The organism is Culturomica massiliensis, assembly GCF_900091655.1.
Taxonomy (GTDB): Bacteria; Bacteroidota; Bacteroidia; order Bacteroidales; family Marinifilaceae; genus Culturomica; species Culturomica massiliensis.
Genome location: NZ_LT594621.1, coordinates 2,207,245 through 2,226,288 on the forward strand (window position 1 = coordinate 2,207,245; position 19,044 = coordinate 2,226,288).

The 19,044-nt window shown below is 43.7% G+C and carries 18 protein-coding genes; 14 read left to right on the forward strand and 4 right to left on the reverse strand.

Annotated elements, in window-relative coordinates; translation table 11 throughout:
- The first annotated feature begins 27 nt into the window (after positions 1–27).
- Both clpP and clpX read left to right on the forward strand, forming a co-directional pair.
- Positions 28–720 carry an ATP-dependent Clp endopeptidase proteolytic subunit ClpP gene (clpP, locus tag BN8908_RS10715; RefSeq protein WP_021986741.1) on the forward strand — a complete coding sequence of 231 codons (693 nt, stop codon included), beginning with the start codon at positions 28–30 and terminating at the stop codon, positions 718–720.
- A complete protein-coding gene (gene clpX / locus BN8908_RS10720; protein WP_068692222.1) occupies positions 710–1,924 on the forward strand; it encodes an ATP-dependent Clp protease ATP-binding subunit ClpX in 1,215 nt (404 codons plus the stop codon). The genes clpP and clpX overlap by 11 nt, the downstream gene beginning before the upstream one ends.
- Positions 1,925–1,957: 33 nt before the next feature.
- On the opposite strand, the gene BN8908_RS10725 is transcribed toward clpX, so the two are convergent.
- Both BN8908_RS10725 and pyrE read right to left on the reverse strand, forming a co-directional pair.
- The gene (locus tag BN8908_RS10725; RefSeq protein WP_068690539.1) at positions 1,958–2,425 is read right to left on the reverse strand and encodes a hypothetical protein; all 468 of its coding nucleotides are present in this window, start codon (positions 2,423–2,425) and stop codon (positions 1,958–1,960) included.
- A gap of 65 nt (positions 2,426–2,490) precedes the next feature.
- A complete protein-coding gene (gene pyrE / locus BN8908_RS10730; RefSeq protein ID WP_068690542.1) occupies positions 2,491–3,120 on the reverse strand; it encodes an orotate phosphoribosyltransferase in 630 nt (209 codons plus the stop codon).
- Between the two features lie 83 nt (positions 3,121–3,203).
- On the opposite strand from pyrE, the gene BN8908_RS10735 reads away from it, so the two are divergent.
- The gene (locus tag BN8908_RS10735) at positions 3,204–3,815 is read left to right on the forward strand and encodes an NUDIX hydrolase (protein WP_068690543.1); all 612 of its coding nucleotides are present in this window, start codon (positions 3,204–3,206) and stop codon (positions 3,813–3,815) included.
- A 162-nt stretch (positions 3,816–3,977) separates the two neighbouring features.
- Here BN8908_RS10735 and BN8908_RS10740 read toward each other — a convergent pair whose 3' ends face one another.
- On the reverse strand, positions 3,978–4,817 hold the full coding sequence (locus BN8908_RS10740) for a hypothetical protein (protein ID WP_068690546.1): 840 nt from the start codon (positions 4,815–4,817) through the stop codon (positions 3,978–3,980).
- Positions 4,818–4,991: 174 nt separating this feature from the next.
- On the opposite strand from BN8908_RS10740, the gene BN8908_RS10745 reads away from it, so the two are divergent.
- The 10 genes from BN8908_RS10745 to BN8908_RS10790 all read left to right on the forward strand — a co-directional run bounded on the left by BN8908_RS10745 (position 4,992) and on the right by BN8908_RS10790 (position 17,013).
- Positions 4,992–6,446 (forward strand): glycosyltransferase family 2 protein, encoded by a 1,455-nt coding sequence (locus tag BN8908_RS10745; protein WP_068690548.1) that lies wholly within the window; start codon positions 4,992–4,994, stop codon positions 6,444–6,446.
- Position 6,447: 1 nt separating this feature from the next.
- The gene (locus BN8908_RS10750) at positions 6,448–7,773 is read left to right on the forward strand and encodes a SpoIID/LytB domain-containing protein (protein ID WP_068690550.1); all 1,326 of its coding nucleotides are present in this window, start codon (positions 6,448–6,450) and stop codon (positions 7,771–7,773) included.
- On the forward strand, positions 7,766–9,028 hold the full coding sequence (locus BN8908_RS10755) for an MFS transporter (protein WP_021986733.1): 1,263 nt from the start codon (positions 7,766–7,768) through the stop codon (positions 9,026–9,028). The genes BN8908_RS10750 and BN8908_RS10755 overlap by 8 nt, the downstream gene beginning before the upstream one ends.
- Positions 9,025–10,488, forward strand: coding sequence for a sodium:solute symporter (locus BN8908_RS10760; RefSeq protein ID WP_068690552.1), 1,464 nt, complete (start codon positions 9,025–9,027; stop codon positions 10,486–10,488). Before BN8908_RS10755 ends, BN8908_RS10760 begins: the two co-directional genes overlap by 4 nt.
- Before the next feature lie 171 nt (positions 10,489–10,659).
- Positions 10,660–11,538, forward strand: a complete 879-nt coding sequence (locus BN8908_RS10765) for a hypothetical protein (protein ID WP_068690553.1) — start codon at positions 10,660–10,662, stop codon at positions 11,536–11,538.
- A 23-nt stretch (positions 11,539–11,561) separates the two neighbouring features.
- Positions 11,562–12,641, forward strand: a complete 1,080-nt coding sequence (locus BN8908_RS10770) for a FimB/Mfa2 family fimbrial subunit (RefSeq protein WP_068692226.1) — start codon at positions 11,562–11,564, stop codon at positions 12,639–12,641.
- Between the two features lie 135 nt (positions 12,642–12,776).
- Positions 12,777–13,802, forward strand: a complete 1,026-nt coding sequence (locus BN8908_RS10775) for a hypothetical protein (RefSeq protein WP_068690554.1) — start codon at positions 12,777–12,779, stop codon at positions 13,800–13,802.
- A gap of 17 nt (positions 13,803–13,819) precedes the next feature.
- Complete coding sequence (locus BN8908_RS10780; protein ID WP_068692227.1) at positions 13,820–15,328, forward strand: hypothetical protein; 1,509 nt, start codon at positions 13,820–13,822, stop codon at positions 15,326–15,328.
- Between the two features lie 46 nt (positions 15,329–15,374).
- Complete coding sequence (locus tag BN8908_RS10785) at positions 15,375–15,911, forward strand: DUF3575 domain-containing protein (RefSeq protein WP_068690555.1); 537 nt, start codon at positions 15,375–15,377, stop codon at positions 15,909–15,911.
- A gap of 1 nt (position 15,912) precedes the next feature.
- Positions 15,913–17,013 (forward strand): OmpA family protein, encoded by a 1,101-nt coding sequence (locus BN8908_RS10790; protein ID WP_068690559.1) that lies wholly within the window; start codon positions 15,913–15,915, stop codon positions 17,011–17,013.
- A 554-nt stretch (positions 17,014–17,567) separates the two neighbouring features.
- On the opposite strand, the gene BN8908_RS19160 is transcribed toward BN8908_RS10790, so the two are convergent.
- Complete coding sequence (locus tag BN8908_RS19160; RefSeq protein ID WP_021986886.1) at positions 17,568–17,789, reverse strand: helix-turn-helix domain-containing protein; 222 nt, start codon at positions 17,787–17,789, stop codon at positions 17,568–17,570.
- A gap of 236 nt (positions 17,790–18,025) precedes the next feature.
- Here BN8908_RS19160 and BN8908_RS10795 point away from each other — a divergent pair, with 236 nt between their 5' ends.
- Entirely contained in the window at positions 18,026–19,006 is a 981-nt protein-coding gene (locus tag BN8908_RS10795) for an IS30-like element IS4351 family transposase (protein WP_005794072.1), read from the forward strand.
- The last annotated feature ends 38 nt before the right edge of the window (positions 19,007–19,044 follow it).

Consider the following 19,044-nt stretch of genomic DNA (forward strand, 5'->3'; position numbering starts at 1 on the left):
TAGCCGTCTGAATTAAAAAAATAGAATATGTTTTCACAAGACGAATTCAAGAAATATGCTGTAAGACACAAAGGGATCAACAGTTTGACACTGGAAAAATTCCAATCTGTGACCAATAGCTATTTAACCCCGAATATCATTGAAGAACGTCAATTGAATATTGCTTCAATGGACGTTTTTTCCCGCTTGATGATGGACCGCATTATCTTCCTCGGTGTACCTATCGACGACGATGTCGCCAACATTATCATGGCTCAATTGCTGTTTCTGGAAACTTCCGATCCCGGAAAAGACATCCAGATTTATTTCAACAGCCCCGGAGGATCGGTTTATGCCGGATTGGGGATTTACGATACCATGCAATACATATCGTGTGATGTTGCAACGACCTGTACAGGCCTGGCAGCTTCTATGAGTGCCGTACTGCTGACCGCAGGTACAAAAGGAAAACGCTCGGCTTTGCGCCATTCCCGCATCATGATCCATCAGCCGCTGGGAGGAGCCCAGGGGCAAGCTTCAGATATCGAGATCACAGCCCGGGAAATACAAAAACTGAAAAAAGAATTGTTCACAATCATCGCCGACCATTCCGGTAATCCTTATAAGAAAGTAGAAAAAGATTCCGATCGTGACTACTGGATGACTGCCCAGGAAGCGATGGACTACGGCATGATCGATAAAGTATTAATCAGAGAAAAAAAGAATGAAAATGCAGGATAAGTGCTCGTTTTGCGGTCGTTTCCGCAATGAAGTCGACTTATTGATTGCAGGAACCGACGGATTTATTTGCGACCAGTGTGCTACCCAGGCTTTCGAGATCGTCAAAGAAGAGATGAAGAGTAAATCGACTCTCGACCTGAACAATATCGAAGTAAAAAAACCGATGGAGATCAAGGCTTTTCTTGACCAATATGTCGTGGGACAGGACGAGGCTAAAAAACACATAGCTGTTGCCGTATACAATCATTACAAACGACTCACCCAAAAGGGACAGGACGACGATGTGGAAATCGAGAAATCCAATATCATCATGGTCGGACGCACCGGAACCGGAAAAACACTTTTGGCCCGCACCATTGCTAAAATGCTGCACGTGCCGTTTACGATTGTGGATGCTACGGTATTAACGGAAGCGGGGTATGTCGGAGAGGATATCGAATCGATCCTGACCCGCCTGTTACAAGCAGCCGACTATGACGTCGAAGCTGCTGAAAAAGGAATCGTATTTATCGACGAACTGGATAAAATCGCCCGCAAAGGCGACAATCCGTCGATTACCCGCGATGTAAGCGGAGAAGGGGTGCAGCAAGGACTTCTGAAATTACTGGAAGGCTCGGTTGTAAATGTTCCTCCCCAGGGCGGACGTAAGCATCCCGAGCAAAAAATGATTCCCGTAAATACAAAAAACATATTGTTTATCTGCGGAGGCGCTTTCGACGGTATCGAGCGTAAAATTGCATTACGCCTGAATACCAAAGTAGTCGGATTTAATGCCAGCCAGAATAATGCCATGATCGACCGGGACAATTTCTTACAATATATCGCTCCCCAGGATTTGAAAGCTTTCGGACTGATACCGGAAATCATCGGCCGGCTTCCGATTCTGACCTATCTGGAACCGTTGGACAGGGCAACATTGCGGAATATCCTGACAGAGCCGAAAAATGCTATTATCCGTCAATATATCAAGCTGTTCGAATTGGACGGCATTGCCCTGAAATTCGATGAAGAGGTATATGAATATATTGTAGACAAGGCTGTCGAATTCAAACTCGGGGCACGCGGATTGCGCTCTATTTGCGAGGCCATCATGACTGATCTGATGTATGAGGTGCCCTCGGGGACTCAAAAAAGCATTACAGTAACCAAAGCTTATGCAGAGAAGCGACTCAGCCACCTCAATGCACAACAACTAAGAGCCTGAAATAAAAAAAGCGAATCTTCCGATTCGCTTTTTTTATTTAAACATCATATAAGGAATTTTGGTAAGTCCCTCCGCCAACTGATTGATTCCTTTCTCCAATTTTCCTTTCAGCATCATTTTCAGCATCATATTCATTTCTGCCAGAAAAGTAAGCCGCAAGCGCGTATCGTAAGGACCGTTCTCCAGCAACTGTATCCATAGGTTAAACTCAAAAGGCACACTCCCGTCTCCCCCGATCTTTATCAGCTTAGGTTCTTCTTTTTCTATTATTTTTACTGCTACATCCCCAAGTCCTTTTACTTTAAAAGTACATCTATCCTCTTCAAAACGGATATCCTCGATCTTATCACTCACCTCTTTCATCTGCTCCTGTCCTACCCCCATTTGCTTTGCCATATTCACCACTGTCCCGATACGATTGAAATCCGACAAAAAGGAATATACGCTATCGATCGTACTGTCAATTTTTACAATCTCGCTTACAATTTTTACTTCTGCCATAAATAAAACATTTCATAACATTCACGCTATCAACTTTCCCCTGTGATGTCTTGTCTTTCTGATTTTTATTGATATGTTTCCGGGCTCTTCCGCCATTCTTTCAGCTTCTCGACATCGGCCTCCTGTACATATCCCGTCTTCACGGCCAGATCGATCATCGCATTATAATTACTCAACGTTGTCAATTCACAAGCGGCTGCCTTAAAATTATCGGTTGCCTTCTGAAAACCATAAGTAAATATCGCCGCCATACCCAACACTTCACAACCGGCTTTCCGCAACGCCTCGACAGCCTGTAGGCTGGAACCGCCCGTAGATATCAGATCTTCAATAACCACAACCTTTTGTCCGGCTTTGTATTCCCCTTCGATCAGATTTTCCAATCCGTGCGATTTTGCAGAAGAACGTATATATATAAAAGGTAAATTCAGTTCCTGAGCTACCAATACCCCCTGGGCAATCGCTCCCGTAGCAACTCCGGCAATTACTTCAGCCTGCGGATACTTTTCGCGTACGACAGCCGCAAACTGATCACGGATATACGAACGTACCTCCGGGTAAGACAAGGTCTTCCGGTTATCGCAATAAATCGGAGATTTCCAACCGGAAGCCCAGGTAAACGGATGAGCGGGTTCCAGTTTAATTGCTTTGATTTTCAATAAATGTAAGGCTACATTTTCAGCAACTGTACTCATTTTTACTATTTTTGTAAGGTTATTATTCAATGCTCATTATGTCGTTTCTTCCCCTAAAGGCCGAAACCAATATAACACCGCAAATGTACAAAGTATTTTTTAAAGAATCCTCCTTTCTGTTAACCGATAACCAATCCCGGTTAAAAAATGTTCCGGACTCTTTCGTCCATACAGATAGGGCAACGACCTGCAATCACATTTACACCCGATTACAGCAGGACGAAATTTTTCATATCACGATTTATCACCGGGACATCAGCCGTTTGTTCGAAGATTTCAAAGCCTGCTTTAAAGTAGTCGGAGCAGCAGGAGGTGTCGTCCGGCAAAACGACACCATACTTATGATAAAAAGGCTTGGCATGTACGATCTGCCCAAAGGACATATCGAACCCGGAGAAAATGCGGAAAAATGTGCCGTCCGCGAAGTTACCGAAGAATGCGGTGTACAGGGTCTGGAAACAGACATTCCCCTGAACGATACCTGGCATATCTATTACCGGGACGGGCAATGGCATCTGAAACACACCTATTGGTTTGTCATGCACTGCCCCCCTATCCAACATCTGACACCACAAACCGAAGAAGATATTGAAGAAGTATTCTGGTTGAAAACCGCCGATATTTCGCGTATTTTACCGAAAACCTACGCCTCTTTAAGACCGGTGCTGGAACAAATGCAGAAACAGGATTTTTGATTTACGATTTTTAGCGGACTTCCGGATTCCGTCCACTCCACAACTGAATCCGGAACCGGCAGATTTGTTACACCCCCAAAAAATCAAAACTACAATTTCTATCCGGTCCGCCGTTTTCTCCCAATTTTCAAATCTTATTTTCCCTCAAATGAAATCTGAAATTCAGGATCTGTCCCGGTGATATGTAATCAACCCCTGCATGGGGGCCGGCATAAACCTCCCCGGCTGTAAGCCGTTTTGCAATAACAGTCTTTCCAGTTGCGGGCGGAAAACACAGGCAACACTTCCGGTAAAGGATACCGGCAATTGCTGCGCCATTTTGTATTGCAGTATATTACGCCGGATAAATTCGTCGAAACTGCCGGAAACAAGTCCCTCTATATAAGGCATATCGATATGCGCAGACAGGAACGTAGTAAAAGTAGCCAAAAAACGATTGGCTAACGGGCGACCGTAAATCCGGTCCATTAATTCTGCATACGTCAATCCGGTTTCCCGAAAGAACAGTTGCTTCACTTCTCCCGGAGCCACGCCTTTCAACACATCCGCCAGCAATTTTTTTCCCAGGACAGCCCCGCTGCCTTCATCCCCGAGAATAAATCCCAAAGGAGAAACATTTTCACGAATCATTTCTCCGTCATAATAACAGGAATTAGACCCCGTACCCAAAATACAGACAATACCGGGGTTACAGCCACACAGCGCCCGGGCAGCTCCTTCGAGGTCCGTCATCACTTCAGCCTCTGCCGTTCCGAAACAACGACACAACGCCCTTCTTACAAATTCATTTTTTTCCGGGAAAGCACAACCGGCACCGTAAAACCACACCCGGCCTACCTGACGGGGCCGCCCCGCAAATTCCCGCTCCAACAAGCCGACAATCTCACTTTCCGACAAATACACCGGATTAATACCCGTCGTATGATACATTTCTTCCTTCCCGTCACTTACCACACACCACTGCGTTTTCGTCGAACCGCTATCTGCAATTACATAAGTCATATCGCACTACTTTATTCTTCTAAACAAAGATAGAACAATCTTAAAAACCGAAAACCGAAAACGGGAATTTATTTCAGGAAAAGCCATATATTTGATAAATTTATCGCCGCATAAATTTTACCGTTTAAATTTGTTATCGTTTTCGTGCAAAATATAAAGTAAGCTGCGTCGTTTATGGAAAAAATAATTACTTGCTTTATCACCGGCAGTCACACGGAAGACATCCGGAAAAATTACACTGAATTTTCCGGCTATCCGGAGGTAAAAACCGTTTATCTGGCAGGAGAGTCTTCACCTCTGCCCCATTTACAGCCGACAGGCGGCGGCTCTCTCTGCCAAACAGAAACATTGATCCGGCTGTCGGATATCTGCGATACGCCCTATTTATTACTATCCAACAAACCGACTACGATACGGTTAAAGCCTACGGCTTTAAAGCGATTTGTTCAAATAGCCCGGGCCACTTCCGCAGCTTTCGTATATGCCGATTATTATGAAGATAAAAACGGCCAGATATGTTCTCACCCATTGATCGGTTACCAACAAGGCAGCCTACGGGATGATTTCAATTTCGGTTCGCTGTGGTTCATCGACACCCGGCAATTTAAGGAAGCGGTTGCCCTTATGCAAATCCATTACCATGCTGCAGCCCTGTACGATTTACGGTTGAAATTATCTTTGCAAGGCAATATCGTACATATTCCGGAATATCTCTATACGGAAAAAGAACAGGATATCCGCAGAACCGGAGAAAAGCAATTTGACTATGTAAACCCACGTAACCGGGAAGTGCAAACTGAAATGGAGCAGGCCTGTACCCGCTATCTGAAAGATACAAGAGCCTGGCTTCCCCCCATGAGAAAAGACACCGATTTTTCTACCGGAAATTTTCCGGTAGAAGCCAGCGTTATCATCCCCGTACGCAACCGGGAGCGGACCATTGCCGATGCCGTACATTCTGCCCTGCAGCAAACAACAGATTTTGATTTTAACGTATTAGCCGTAGACAATCATTCCACCGACGGAACAACCCGGATATTGGAAGATATAGCCCGGAAAAATCCGAGACTAGTGCACCTGATCCCCGACCGGACCGACCTGGGGATCGGCGGATGCTGGAATCTGGCATTGCACGATTCCCGTTGCGGACGCTTCTGCATACAACTCGACAGCGACGACCTGTATATCGATACGTCTGTTATCCGACGCATCGTAACCGCTTTCTACCGGGAAAAAGCCGCTGCCGTTATCGGTTCCTATCGTATGGTCGATTTCCGGCTTCAGGAAATCCCGCCCGGTCTGATCGATCACCGGGAATGGACCCCGGAAAACGGACCTAACAACGCACTACGCATCAACGGATTTGGTGCTCCTCGGGCATTTTTCACACCCATCATCCGGGATATCGGTTTTCCCGATACCAGTTACGGCGAAGACTACGCAGCAGTTCTTGCCGTTTCGCGCAGTCACCGTATTGCCCGGATATTCGAACCGCTATACCTGTGCCGCCGATGGGAAGGTAATTCGGATGCTGCACTCAGTATCCAGCAGGAAAATAAAAACAATTATTACAAAGACTGGATCCGTTCTTCAGAAATCGCAGCACGGAGGAACTTAAGCGACAGATAATATGGAAATAAAAGTAGGTATACTCGCCCGACCTGAAATAAAAGTCCGTTTCAACGGCGCATACAAAAGATCCGATAACGGAAATATTTGCCGGGGAGAAATAGACCTCATACGAAAAGGACAGGACTTTTTCATACAAGCAGATTCGACCGAAGAACCGGTAAACTTACCGGTAACTTTCAGTCCTGTGGAGCCTGCCACCTCTTTTTTCGAGCTGGCAGACGTGACTATCGGCATTGATTTTCACTGGGAACGCAAAGAAAACCAGCAATTCCAGGGCACACTCACCTGCATTGAAGAATCCGGCCAGGTAAGGGTTATCAATATCCTCGACCTCGAGGATTATTTGCAAAGTGTTATCTCGTCCGAAATGAGTGCGACGTCCTCTTTGGAGTTATTGAAAACCCATGCCGTCATTTCACGCAGCTGGTTACTGGCTCAGCAAAATAAGGCAAAAGCCATTCGCCGGGATCATGCCGGTTACCGATCTTCCATCCATAAGGAAGACGAATACATCCGTTGGTTCGACCGGGAAGATCATACGAATTTTGACGTTTGTGCCGATGATCATTGCCAACGTTATCAAGGGATACAAAAAGCGACGACAGCCGCCGTACGCGAAGCTATCGCCGCCACCAGAGGAGAGGTGCTTTATTACAACAACACGATTTGCGACGCCCGTTTCTCCAAATGCTGCGGAGGTATTACCGAAAGTTTTGAAAATGTATGGGAGCCCCGCCCCCATCCTTATCTCAAAGCTATTTATGACAGCGCGAAACAACCCGGACAATGCGACATACACCGGGAAAGTGACACCGCCCGCTGGGTGGAAAGTCATCCGGACGTATTCTGCAACACAACCGACACCCATATACTATCTGAAGTACTGAACGATTATGACCGGGAAACCACAAATTTTTTCCGTTGGGAAGTCTCTTACCGAACCGAAGAAATTTCCGAATTGATAAGACAAAAATTATCCATCGATTTCGGGACCGTCACCGATCTCATTCCTATCGAAAGAGGAGCGTCGGGGCGATTGATACGGCTGAAAATAACGGGTACCCGGAAGACATTGATTATCGGTAAAGAACTGCTTATCCGGAAAGCCCTCTCGCCGACTCATTTATACAGTTCAGCATTTACCGTCGAGAAAATAACGGAGAACGGAAAAACCAGCGGTTTCCGTTTACGCGGTGCCGGCTGGGGACATGGCGTAGGACTTTGTCAAATCGGCGCAGCAGTGATGAGTGCCAAAGGATATAATTACCGGGAAATTCTGCAACATTATTTTCCCGGTACCGACATATTAAAAGCTTATGAATAAATCGTCCGACAAGATAAACCCGTGGTATTGGATATCTTCCCTCTATTTAGCGGAAGGCATCCCTTATATCGTTGTCATAACCGTTTCTGCCATTCTTTATAAACGGATGGAAATTTCCAACAGCGAACTGGCTTTATACACCAGTTGGCTCTATCTGCCATGGGTTATCAAGCCCCTGTGGAGTCCCATCGTCGACCTTTTCAAAACCAAACGTTGGTGGATCACGACCATGCAACTGGTTATCGGAACCGGTTTGGCAGGAGTAGCCCTCTCTTTACCCGGGCCGGACTTTTTCCGGTACTCGCTGGTCTTTTTCTGGTTGCTGGCTTTCAGTTCTGCAACTCACGACATAGCCGCCGACGGGTTTTATATGATCGGTCTCCACCCCAAAGACCAGGCTTATTTTGTCGGCATACGAAACACATTTTACCGGTTAGCACTCATTGTCGGCCAAGGCGGTGCCGTCATGCTGGCAGGACAACTCGAAAAACAGATGCCCGTCGCTTATGCCTGGGCAATTGCCATCGGCTTCCTGTCCGTTCTCTTTATTCTGTTTTTCATTTATCACCTGTTTGTACTCCCCCGGCCCACAGAAGACCGCAGTGCTGCAAGCGGGAAAAATATATGGCAGGAATTCTGGGATACATTCGCCAGCTTTTTCCGAAAAGACCACATCGGTATTGCACTGGCGTTTATGTTATTGTTCCGATTGGCAGAATCTCAATTACTAAAACTGGCTTCCCCCTTTATGCTCGATGAACGCGCGGCCGGAGGCCTGGGGCTTTCAACTTCCGTTGTCGGATTTATCTACGGAACTGTCGGTGTCATCGCACTGGCCCTGGGCGGCATTACAGGAGGAATACTTATCGCCCGTAACGGTCTAAAACGCTGGATATGGTGGATGACCGCCGCCATGAATTTACCCAACCTGGTATACGTCTGGCTCGCTCATGCCCAGCCGGAAAATATATTGCTTATATCTTCCTGTGTTGCTGTAGAACAATTCGGTTATGGCCTTGGCTTTACGGCCTATACCCTGTTTCTCATTTTATTCAGTGCGGGAAAATACAAAACAGCCCATTATGCGATTTGTACCGGCTTTATGGCTCTCGGTATGATGCTGCCCGGAATGATTTCCGGTTACATACAGGAAGCAAAAGGCTATCCCCGTTTTTTTCTATGGGTAATGCTTTGTACTATTCCAGCCTTTATCGTCGTCCGTTATCTCCGAATCCCTGAAAAAGAACAATTATGAATGCCTGGTTTTCTATTTCCATTCTAATCGCTTATTTTGTAATGCTGCTATTGATTTCGTGGTATACGGCACGACATTCAGACACGGCAGATTTTTATAAAGGCAGCAATAAATCACCCTGGTGGGCCGTAGCTTTCGGCATGATAGGGACCACTCTTTCCGGCGTCACCTTCATCTCCGTACCGGGTTGGGTGTCCTCACCCGCCAAAATGACTTATATGGCCGTTATATTGGGCAATTTTGCCGGCTACCTGATTATTGCCCAGGTATTGCTTCCCCTCTATTACAAATTAAGCCTGACCTCCATTTACACCTATATAGAAAAACGATTCGGGTATAAAGCCTATAAAACGAGTGCCGTACTATTTCTTTTATCCAAAATCATCGGGGCTGCTTTCCGACTGTTTATCGTAACCCTTGTATTGCAGATCACCATATTCGAACCCTTGCATATTCCGTTTATTTTTAACGCCTTTTTTTCTGTATTCATCATCTGGGCCTATACGTTTAAAGGAGGTATCAAAACCATTATCTGGACAGATTTGATACAAACATTTTTCCTGATTTTTGCCGTTATATTTACGATTTTTTCCATTCAGAAAGCCCTCGGCTTCTCTTTCGGAGATATGGTATCGGCAATTGCCGGGAACCCACAGTCACAAATATTCGACTTCTCTGATCCCTGGTCCAACCCGAACAATTTCTGGAAGCAATTCATAGCGGGTATCTTTATCGCCATTGTAATGAACGGACTCGATCAGGATATGATGCAAAAAAACCTCAGCCTTAAAAACATAAAAGAAGCCAAAAAGAATTTTCTTTCATTCAGTCTCGCGTTTATTCCTGTCAATTTCATATTCCTTTGTCTGGGAGTATTATTTTTTATTTATATGAATATCAACGGCATTCCTATTCCGGCCAAAACCGACAATATTTATCCCTTATTGGCAACCCAATATCTACCGGCAGCCACCGGTGTCTTTTTTATGCTGGGTGTCATTGCTGCAGCCTTCTCAAGTGCCAACTCAGCCCTTATTGCCATGACGACGTCCTTTACCGTGGATATTTACGGCATACAAAACAAAACCGAGCAACAACAAAAACGCATCCGGTTTTATACACATCTCGCCAATGCCGTCATCGTGGCACTAGTCATCGTAGCTTTCAATGCCTTTCACAACGAAAGCGTCGTGTATGCGATATTCAAATTTGCCGGCTACACCTACGGTCCGTTACTCGGACTGTTCTTTATCGGTATTTTATATAAAACTCAGGTATATGATAAAGCCATCCCTTATATCGCAGCTCTATCGATTGTTTTAACCATATTGATCGACCGTTACTCCACCACTCTATTCTACGGCTATCGTTTTGGCTTTGAAATACTTCTGGTCAATGGACTGATCACCATTATCGGCTTACTGCTGTTCCGGAAAAAACATCATGCCGCCCGACAATAAAATAAGCCCCCGGCGATTCTTTACAGGCAGAAATACAATCCTATTTCTGCCTGCATTTTTCATACTCTCTGAAAAATTACTGATTATTCATATGTATAGCCGTTTTTTAACACTCAAACAATAAACATAATTCCGTACAATTCGTTTTGTAACGAAGAAAAAAGTTATGAAATGAAATTTGCTTATATCGGCATACTACTATCTGTTTGTCTCTGCTCTTGTCTAAAAGAACAAGATAAGGATAAATGTTCGTTTGATTACACTGTAACAGTGGAAGTCAAAGACAAAAACTATTTCAATATCAGCGATTTTGTAGGTCTTTCTCCTGTAGATGAGCAACTGCCGTTCAGAATGTATGTCAGGGATCTTTCATACAGCTTACTGGAACAAACTACGGGTAATCCGATAACGACCGTTTCAGCACAACCGGTCACTCATAATGACCAGACAACATCCCTTATTTTCCCTTCATTTAAAGAGGGAGATTACATATTGGACATATCTGGGAATACAATAGCCTCTTCCAGGACAGACATTCCGGATTCACGCCGGATTTTACATCCGAACGGAGCAGAAGGCACTGATATTTATGTAGGCGGAGATACGTTGAGTTTCCATCCGAAAGCGACAAACCACTCCATTGAATTACAACGGACCAAAGGTTATCTGATGATTCAACTGGAAGGCGTTCCGGACAGTGTCAGTCAAATTGGCCTGCAACTGCAAAATGTATACGGAGAAACGGACCCCGCCCTGAATTATGCCGTAAAAACGTCCGTAAATAAACTCTTTACCCGGGAGCAGTCTTCTCTTACCAATCTGTCCCTATATGCGGCCCCTACGCCTGCAAATGAAGAATCGATTTTAAAACTGGCTTTTTACAGTTCCGACGCGACACGACCGTTTATGTATTTACCGGACATCGTTCTGAAAATAAAAAGAAATGAAATCTCATCCGTAAAAATAAATTATAAACCCGAAGGTGGCATTGAAATATGGGTATACGCCGATGGAGGATGGAGTCAACAACACAATATGGATTTGGAATGAATATTAATCTAATACGACAAATGATGAAAAAGTTTTTTTTAATAATGGCGGCAAGTATACTGATATTTGCTTGCTCAAAAGAGGAAGGCACCTCAATAGACGAACCTTCAGGACAGGTTATCGAACTAACGGCAGTAAATGAGCCGACGGACGGAAATGCAATAACCCGTACACGACCGCTGTATAGTCAGGAGGCTATACAGGAAATAGAAAGGGTGAGTATCTATGTTTTCAGCTATAATGCCAGTTCATCCGACTATTTTTACCTGAAAACCTATACCGTATCGGGTTGGAATAAAGGTTCAAGCTTCATGCGTTTTGCTGTTCCGGACAACGACAAGCTGGCTGCCGGCGACTACCAGTTTTTGGCTATCGGACGAGAGGCTACGGACAACTACAGAATTCCCACACCGGTTGTCGGCACAACCAAAATAAACGATATGATTGCCCACATAACTACTCCCGGACAAGAATCTGAAATTTTCGCCGGAACAAAACCGGTAACGGTATCTTCACAAGGGATTCGGATAACCATGCAAATGACCCGGAAAGTGGCCGGTGTATTGGGATATTTTAAAAATGTTCCTTACGATATAAACGGGAGTGCCGTAAAATATTTACGTCTGACTTTCACAAATGCAGATACGGCTGTCATCCTGGCCACCGGTAACGGAAGCAACCCAACGAATGCATCTTATATGCTGATCAATGCAGACCTCTCCGGACAAGCCAAAAATACGGATTTAGGGGTTTATACCGGCAACGATTTATCGGCACAAGGAGTCGTAAAAGTCGACAATTCTCAACTATACGGTAATTTCATGCTGCCCGTCGGTAATATTACATTGACATTAGGATTGTACGACGCCAGCGGAAATGCCCTGAAAACCTGGAGTGTACAAGACAATGGCAACACGACGTTCAATATTACGGCTAACCATTTTTATGGCCTGGGACAAAAAGTAAGCAAAGGTGATGTCACCGGTGGCGGTACTCCTGATCCCGGAGATGACGACGCTCCTGTAGACTTATTAAAAGATCAGGTTATCGTTATAACGGTAGATCCCAACTGGAATACCATTCATAATCTGACTATCAATTAAAATTCTAAGGTTGTCTGAAAAGTCCGGAATAGTGATGTTTATATCACGACACCATTATTTACCGGGTAAAAAAAACTTTTCAGACAACCCTATTACCGACAATAAACGGACCGGACAAAATTAAACCGAAATAGAATGACAAAGGTTATACACTGCATCTGGTGGTTGGGCATATTATGCTGGAGTTTGTCCGCTTGTTCGGACGATAAGCTACTCAACGAAAAAGGATTGGTAGAGGTGAAATTATCACTGAATACCGACATGAGTACCCGTGCATCATCGGATATCGGAGTGGCGACACATTCGGTAGACCGGATCCTGGTCCTCCCTTTCCAAAAAGTAAATTTGTCATTACCCGATACACAAAACGACAACTTTATTCCGGTCTGGCCCCTTGCCCGGCAATATAATATTCCGGTATTTCCATCTACAAATCTATCGTTCACTCTCGAGAACTCGAAAACGTACAAGATATTGGTTATCGGTTACAATCATGCAGACTACGACCATAATAACCCTTCCGGTAGTGGTAACCGGGTGATTCTTTCGGCACAACCGTTACCGACGACTTTGGCGAATTTCCAACTTTATCCGAAATTACCCAATCAAGTTCCTGAATTTTTTATCTGTTATGGAACTGCCTCTAAGGGAAGTACGACACTAGGTACTGTATTCGTTCCGGACGACGGAGTTACCCTGAGCGGTACCCTCGGACGTATCGTCAGCGGCCTGGGAGTGAAGATTACCAATATTCCTTCCTATGTGAACTCAGTAACCTTACTGGCCGACAATATGGTAAAAGCAATCCGGGTCGCAGATACGACAATTACAGTTATACAGACGACCGGAGATAATGAAAGCCGGGTCATCCGTCAACAAAACGTAGTCAACGGGACTGTCGATTTCGGTGTATTTCTATTGCCTTCAGGCAAAACCAATAAACTGACTTTTTACCTGGACATCGGTCTCGGCTCTTTAACCCAGCGATATACGATGTATATCGAAGATTCCAATGTTACACAAGGCGGGAAACTGATGTTACTCCCCAACGATGCTGTCATCGTTTCTGCCGGCTACGACAAAATAAATTACGGGTTTGTCATCACCCGTGACATCAACCTGGAAGATGATGTCTGGGACGGCATAAACCCGACACCTTGACTTTTACGATTATTGATATGAAATTACATTTGACACTCATCGGATTATTGGCCCTGCTGCTATTATCAGGTTGCGGCAAAACGGAATTATTGCCATCCGAAGATGATCCGGGATTTACTCCGGTTCCTGATGCAGATATACCTGAAGGGTATTTTGTCGTAACTTTTTCCGGATTTTCTCCGGATAGCCGGGCTGCCATCAACGACACCACCTACAGAGTACAATCTTTGCGCTATATTTTATACAAATCTACCGGAGAATTTGTCAAGGAACGCCTGGTGTTCTCAAAAAACGGTACAAGTACCCAATGGCCTCTTGCCGCCCAAAAAGACACACTGCCCAAAGGGTCATACCGGGCTGTTTTTTTAGGGAATACTGAAAAAACGCAATTCCCTTATGCCACCTCTTCTGCTGCAGTAAACTACAATGATATATTACTGAATTATACCACCACCTACAGCAATGCCCGGATAGCCTTACCCAATGCCGAATTCCGAAATAATTCCGAATATTATTGGGCAAATGTTACTTTTTCAGATGTTTCACCGACGCCCTATATTCTATTGCAAAGAATCATCGGGATGATGAATGTACACCGGAATGTCGTAGACGCACAGGATGCTTTAAACAAACTGGTCAATAACATCGTTACCCAAATCGGGTATAAAAATATCATTCAAAATACAGCCCAGGGACTATTGACAACAGAAATAAAAAATATCGTCGGAAGCAGAGTCGACGGAATTACGATCGGCCTGCTCGGAGGTATCGATGCCATTGTCAATCCGATTGTTGCCAATCTGATACAACCGGTTACGGATACGCTGTACAACCGTCTCCTAAAACAACTGGTCAATCAGATCGGTACGACCCTGGGAGCCAATGAGAATCAAAACGGTCTGTTAGGAGTTTTGGGAGAACTGCTCAATCCCTGGGAATTCAGCCAGGCACATACGGCCATTGTCACAATCAACGATTTCCCCAAAACCATCGATTTCAACCTGAACGTAACAGACAAATACACCGGACTCCACAACTTCCGCTACGATTTTGTCAACAACACCTTCTTTGCTCAAAAATGCTTGTATATTAAAGGTTTTTCCAACTTATTCGATATACGAAAAATCAATGTAATAAAAAAAGGCTTGTTGAGTGGAGTCGTATTCGACGGAATTGTAGACAGTCCGCTTTTATTAAACGGAGCATTTATCGATATCAACGATCCGCTATCCTATAATGTTCCTGCCAATCGCCGTTACAAGGCCGACTATTCGCTTTTGGATCTGGGCTTGAAGTCATATACACAACAAACCGACGGTAACCATTCACTCAGTGTCACCGTCCAACTTACGGAAATTGCTAACATTAACGGTATATTAGGAGGATTACCCATACTCAATACGATTTTAAATCTCGTTCTCAGCCCGATTAAAAATATTACCATCTCCGTTCCGCTTAACCTTCCGTTACTCGGCGTTGATAATTTAAAACTCAGCGGAGGATGGAGTACCCCCACATCGTATTAAAAGGGGACATTCTGGAAAATAAACGGTTCATAAACTAAAAAACAACATGAAAAAGATACTCGTGTTACTGTTCTGCTTCACTTCGGGAATGATTTACGGTCAGAAATGGGCCGTAAAGACCAATGCAGCCTATTGGGCTACAACTACCCTGAATATCGGCGGAGAAATGGCACTCGCGCCCCGGCAGACTCTCGATTTAACAGCGACCTACAATCCTTTCCGCTTTAGCGATAACAAAAAGATCATGCATTGGGCAGTACAACCCGAATGGCGTTACTGGACCTGCCGGCGTTTTATGGGACATTTCATCGGCATACATGCCCATGGAGGAAAATACAACGGAGGTTTGGAAAAATACCGCTATGAAGGTTGGTTTGCAGGCGGCGGTATATCATACGGCTATCAATGGATCATCGGAAAACACTGGAATCTGGAAACAGAAATCGGCGTCGGATATGCATATCTGGACTACGATAAATACCTACGGAACCGCTGCGGACGGTTTATCGATTCAGGACACCGTAATTATTGGGGACCGACCAAATTAAGTATCAGTTTTATGTACCTTTTTAAAGCCAGATAAAATGAACAGGTTTATAACTGTATGTTTCGGAATTATATGCATTATGTCTTTATGCAGTGCTGCACGTTTAACCGACAAACATCCGGGAGTGACTGTCTCACCCCAAAAATTGCAGCTATTCGTCGATCAGCAAACCGATCCATATACGATTAAGATCGCTTATACTCTGCATATCCCGCCACATTATATTCATTCTTGCGCCCGGCTGATATACAGGCCCTATTTTCTGACACCCGGACACCGTTATGACTTACCTACACTCGTCATTAGCGGTCGCGAAAATATCCGGCAAGAGAAAAGACTGGAAGAATTAAACGGTAACTACCGGGAGATTCCGAATGCCATTTATCTAAAAGCGGAGAAAGACAGTATGCAAATAGAACTATCGGACACTATTCCCTTTCAAGTGTGGATGGCACAGTCAAAATTACAGGCAGATATTATTTTAGAGGCCTGCGACCGGGAAAAAGAAACTGCAACCCTCATCCTGGCAGATGGAGCTATCTGGTTTCCCGAAGGCCCCGGTCCGGAATTAGTTAGTACGCCTGAAGCCATTCAATACACCAAAGATACCATAACAACGGAGAAAGTGGCTGTATTTAAATTTTACTATCCGCTTGCTCAGGATTTTTACGCTCCGGAATATGTCGGCAATGTAGAACGTATGCAAGCTATGAAAGATCTGATAAATTCACTCCGGAACAATCCGGATATGAAATTAAATAAAATCGTTATTACCGGAAGCAGCTCACCTATCGGCAATATGAATTTCAATGCCTGGCTGGCCGGTCAAAGAGCCCTATCGATCAAACAACAATTAGAGGAAAGTAAATTACTCCCACCTGAACACATTGTCGTCAACATGATAAATGAAGACTGGACAGGCCTGCGTAAATTGGTCAGTGATTCCGATCTCCCGGACAAAACAACAATTCTCCGGATTATAAACCGGAATTACAATGACGCCGAACGCAACAGATTGTTGCAGGCATTACCTCAATATAAATACATCCGGCTAAATATGTACCCGGACCTGCAAAAAGTAACCTGTATATTTTATTACACCCAACGCCAAGAGGAAACTAAAATTGTTCCTCAATAATTACCACTTTAAATTGTTTATTTTCTGCCATAAAAAGTATCTGATGTGTCTCATAACATATCAAATACTTTTTTTGTATCTAGTAAAATCATCTTTCTCTACACGATCAACCGATTAGTCCATATATCTCTCTTTCAGAAGCGTAAAGCACATTATCAATTCCAATAATCTTCCTTTAAAAACAACATAACATATATATATTATACTAAAATAAGAAGATTATATTTGCAAATAGACTTAGTTATTTTAATTTTGCATAATGTAATCAATATTAAAAATAAGAAAAAGAAACAGAAATAGAATAAATATTAAATATAAAAATTAAAGAGTTAAAACTTTTTGTTTATAATCTAGTATCGTAAAATCGCCAATTTTTTTTCTCTGCCAGATGATTTAACAAAATAGTTTAACTCCCCTATGGGGCGTGAACTATTGAATCTATGAGCGGGCAGAGACTGGTGTTTGGCGATACCTACGGTACTCGCGAAATAGAGGATATAATTCGCGCCCTTTGCACGTATTTCTCCAACTGAATTGATTTATAGTAATGATTTTTATATAGGATTTTCGGGAAGGAAATCACGAGGAGAGCATTTGAATATCTTAGCTAAGGCATTTAAATGATTGTAATTATAACACCTAAGCCCTCGCTCGTACTTATTGATAAATGTACGCTCAAACCCAAGAGCATAAGATAAAGCTTCTTGTGTATATCCGTGCACTTCTCTCATTTTCTTCACCCGAGCAATTATGTCTAACTCTATCTTAGTTCTCATAGTTATAAATTGAGTTACGAATGAAAAAATATTTTGTATACGATAGGTGGTGCAATTGTCCCATATTTTCTTGAGTTCAACTTATAAATGCAACTTTTTGGGTGCGGATAATAAGCAATAAAAACATTTATTTTTCAGAGAGGAAAGAGAGACAATGTCCCCCTTTCTCTCACTCTGAATGGATAAAGTTTGCTATCTTTGCTTTAATTGTCCGTCCAAAGAAAAAAAAGTTGCAGATGAGCAAACATATAACCGAGGAACAAAGGTATGCAATTTCTATGATGTTGCAAATACCGATGAGCAAAAAAGCAATAGCGGAAGCTATCGGAGTAGATAAAAGCACTGTTTACAGGGAGATAAAGCGCAATTGCGACGCCCGAAGTGGTAGCTATAGCATGGAGCTTGCCCAGCGAAAAGCAGACAGGCGCAAGCAGCAAAAACATCGCAAGGAAGTGCTTACACCGGCAATGAGAAAACGGATAATAAAGCTGTTGAAGAAAGGATTCAGCCCGGAGCAGATTGTCGGCAGGAGCCGCTTGGAGGGAATTGCGATGGTATCTCACGAAACGATATATCGCTGGATTTGGGAGGATAAGCGGCGGGGTGGCAAACTGCACAAATATCTTCGCAGACAAGGTCGCAGGTATGCCAAACGTGGTTCTAAAAATGCAGGGCGAGGATTTATCCCAGGCAGGGTGGATATTGATGAGCGTCCCGAGATAGTGGAACTGAAGGAGAGATTTGGTGATTTAGAGATAGATACAATTATTGGTAAGAACCACAAAGGTGCCATTCTTACCATTAACGACAGAGCAACAAGCAGGGTCTGGATACGCAAGTTGTCGGGAAAAGAAGCCATCCCGGTAGCTAAGATTGCAGTATGGGCACTGCGGAAAGTGAAAAACTTAATACACACAATTACGGCTGACAATGGAAAGGAGTTTGCAAAGCACGAGGAAATTGCGCAAAAATTGGAAATAAAATTCTATTTTTGCAAACCATACCACTCATGGGAACGTGGTGCCAATGAAAACACCAACGGGCTTATCAGGCAGTATATCCCAAAGGGTAAGGACTTTAGTGAAGTAACCAACAAACAGATTAAGTGGATTGAAAATAAACTCAATAATCGACCTCGTAAAAGACTTGGATACCTCACGCCAAACGAAAAATTTAAACAAATTATTAATCAGAATTCTGTTGCATTTGCAAGTTGAATTCAGCTTTTAATTTATATGTAAAATTTAGATAACCA

Coding starts and splice junctions, on each gene's coding strand:
- BN8908_RS10790 (WP_068690559.1), top strand. CDS start 15,913: ATGAACAGGTTTATAACTGTATGTTTCGGAATTATATGCATTATGTCT.
- BN8908_RS10755 (WP_021986733.1), top strand. CDS start 7,766: ATGAATAAATCGTCCGACAAGATAAACCCGTGGTATTGGATATCTTCC.
- pyrE (WP_068690542.1), bottom strand. CDS start 3,120: ATGAGTACAGTTGCTGAAAATGTAGCCTTACATTTATTGAAAATCAAA.
- BN8908_RS10740 (WP_068690546.1), bottom strand. CDS start 4,817: ATGACTTATGTAATTGCAGATAGCGGTTCGACGAAAACGCAGTGGTGT.
- BN8908_RS19160 (WP_021986886.1), bottom strand. CDS start 17,789: ATGAGAACTAAGATAGAGTTAGACATAATTGCTCGGGTGAAGAAAATG.
- BN8908_RS10745 (WP_068690548.1), top strand. CDS start 4,992: ATGGAAAAAATAATTACTTGCTTTATCACCGGCAGTCACACGGAAGAC.
- BN8908_RS10780 (WP_068692227.1), top strand. CDS start 13,820: ATGAAATTACATTTGACACTCATCGGATTATTGGCCCTGCTGCTATTA.
- BN8908_RS10785 (WP_068690555.1), top strand. CDS start 15,375: ATGAAAAAGATACTCGTGTTACTGTTCTGCTTCACTTCGGGAATGATT.
- clpP (WP_021986741.1), top strand. CDS start 28: ATGTTTTCACAAGACGAATTCAAGAAATATGCTGTAAGACACAAAGGG.
- BN8908_RS10795 (WP_005794072.1), top strand. CDS start 18,026: ATGAGCAAACATATAACCGAGGAACAAAGGTATGCAATTTCTATGATG.
- BN8908_RS10725 (WP_068690539.1), bottom strand. CDS start 2,425: ATGGCAGAAGTAAAAATTGTAAGCGAGATTGTAAAAATTGACAGTACG.
- BN8908_RS10760 (WP_068690552.1), top strand. CDS start 9,025: ATGAATGCCTGGTTTTCTATTTCCATTCTAATCGCTTATTTTGTAATG.
- BN8908_RS10770 (WP_068692226.1), top strand. CDS start 11,562: ATGAAAAAGTTTTTTTTAATAATGGCGGCAAGTATACTGATATTTGCT.
- BN8908_RS10735 (WP_068690543.1), top strand. CDS start 3,204: ATGTACAAAGTATTTTTTAAAGAATCCTCCTTTCTGTTAACCGATAAC.
- clpX (WP_068692222.1), top strand. CDS start 710: ATGCAGGATAAGTGCTCGTTTTGCGGTCGTTTCCGCAATGAAGTCGAC.
- BN8908_RS10750 (WP_068690550.1), top strand. CDS start 6,448: ATGGAAATAAAAGTAGGTATACTCGCCCGACCTGAAATAAAAGTCCGT.
- BN8908_RS10775 (WP_068690554.1), top strand. CDS start 12,777: ATGACAAAGGTTATACACTGCATCTGGTGGTTGGGCATATTATGCTGG.
- BN8908_RS10765 (WP_068690553.1), top strand. CDS start 10,660: ATGAAATTTGCTTATATCGGCATACTACTATCTGTTTGTCTCTGCTCT.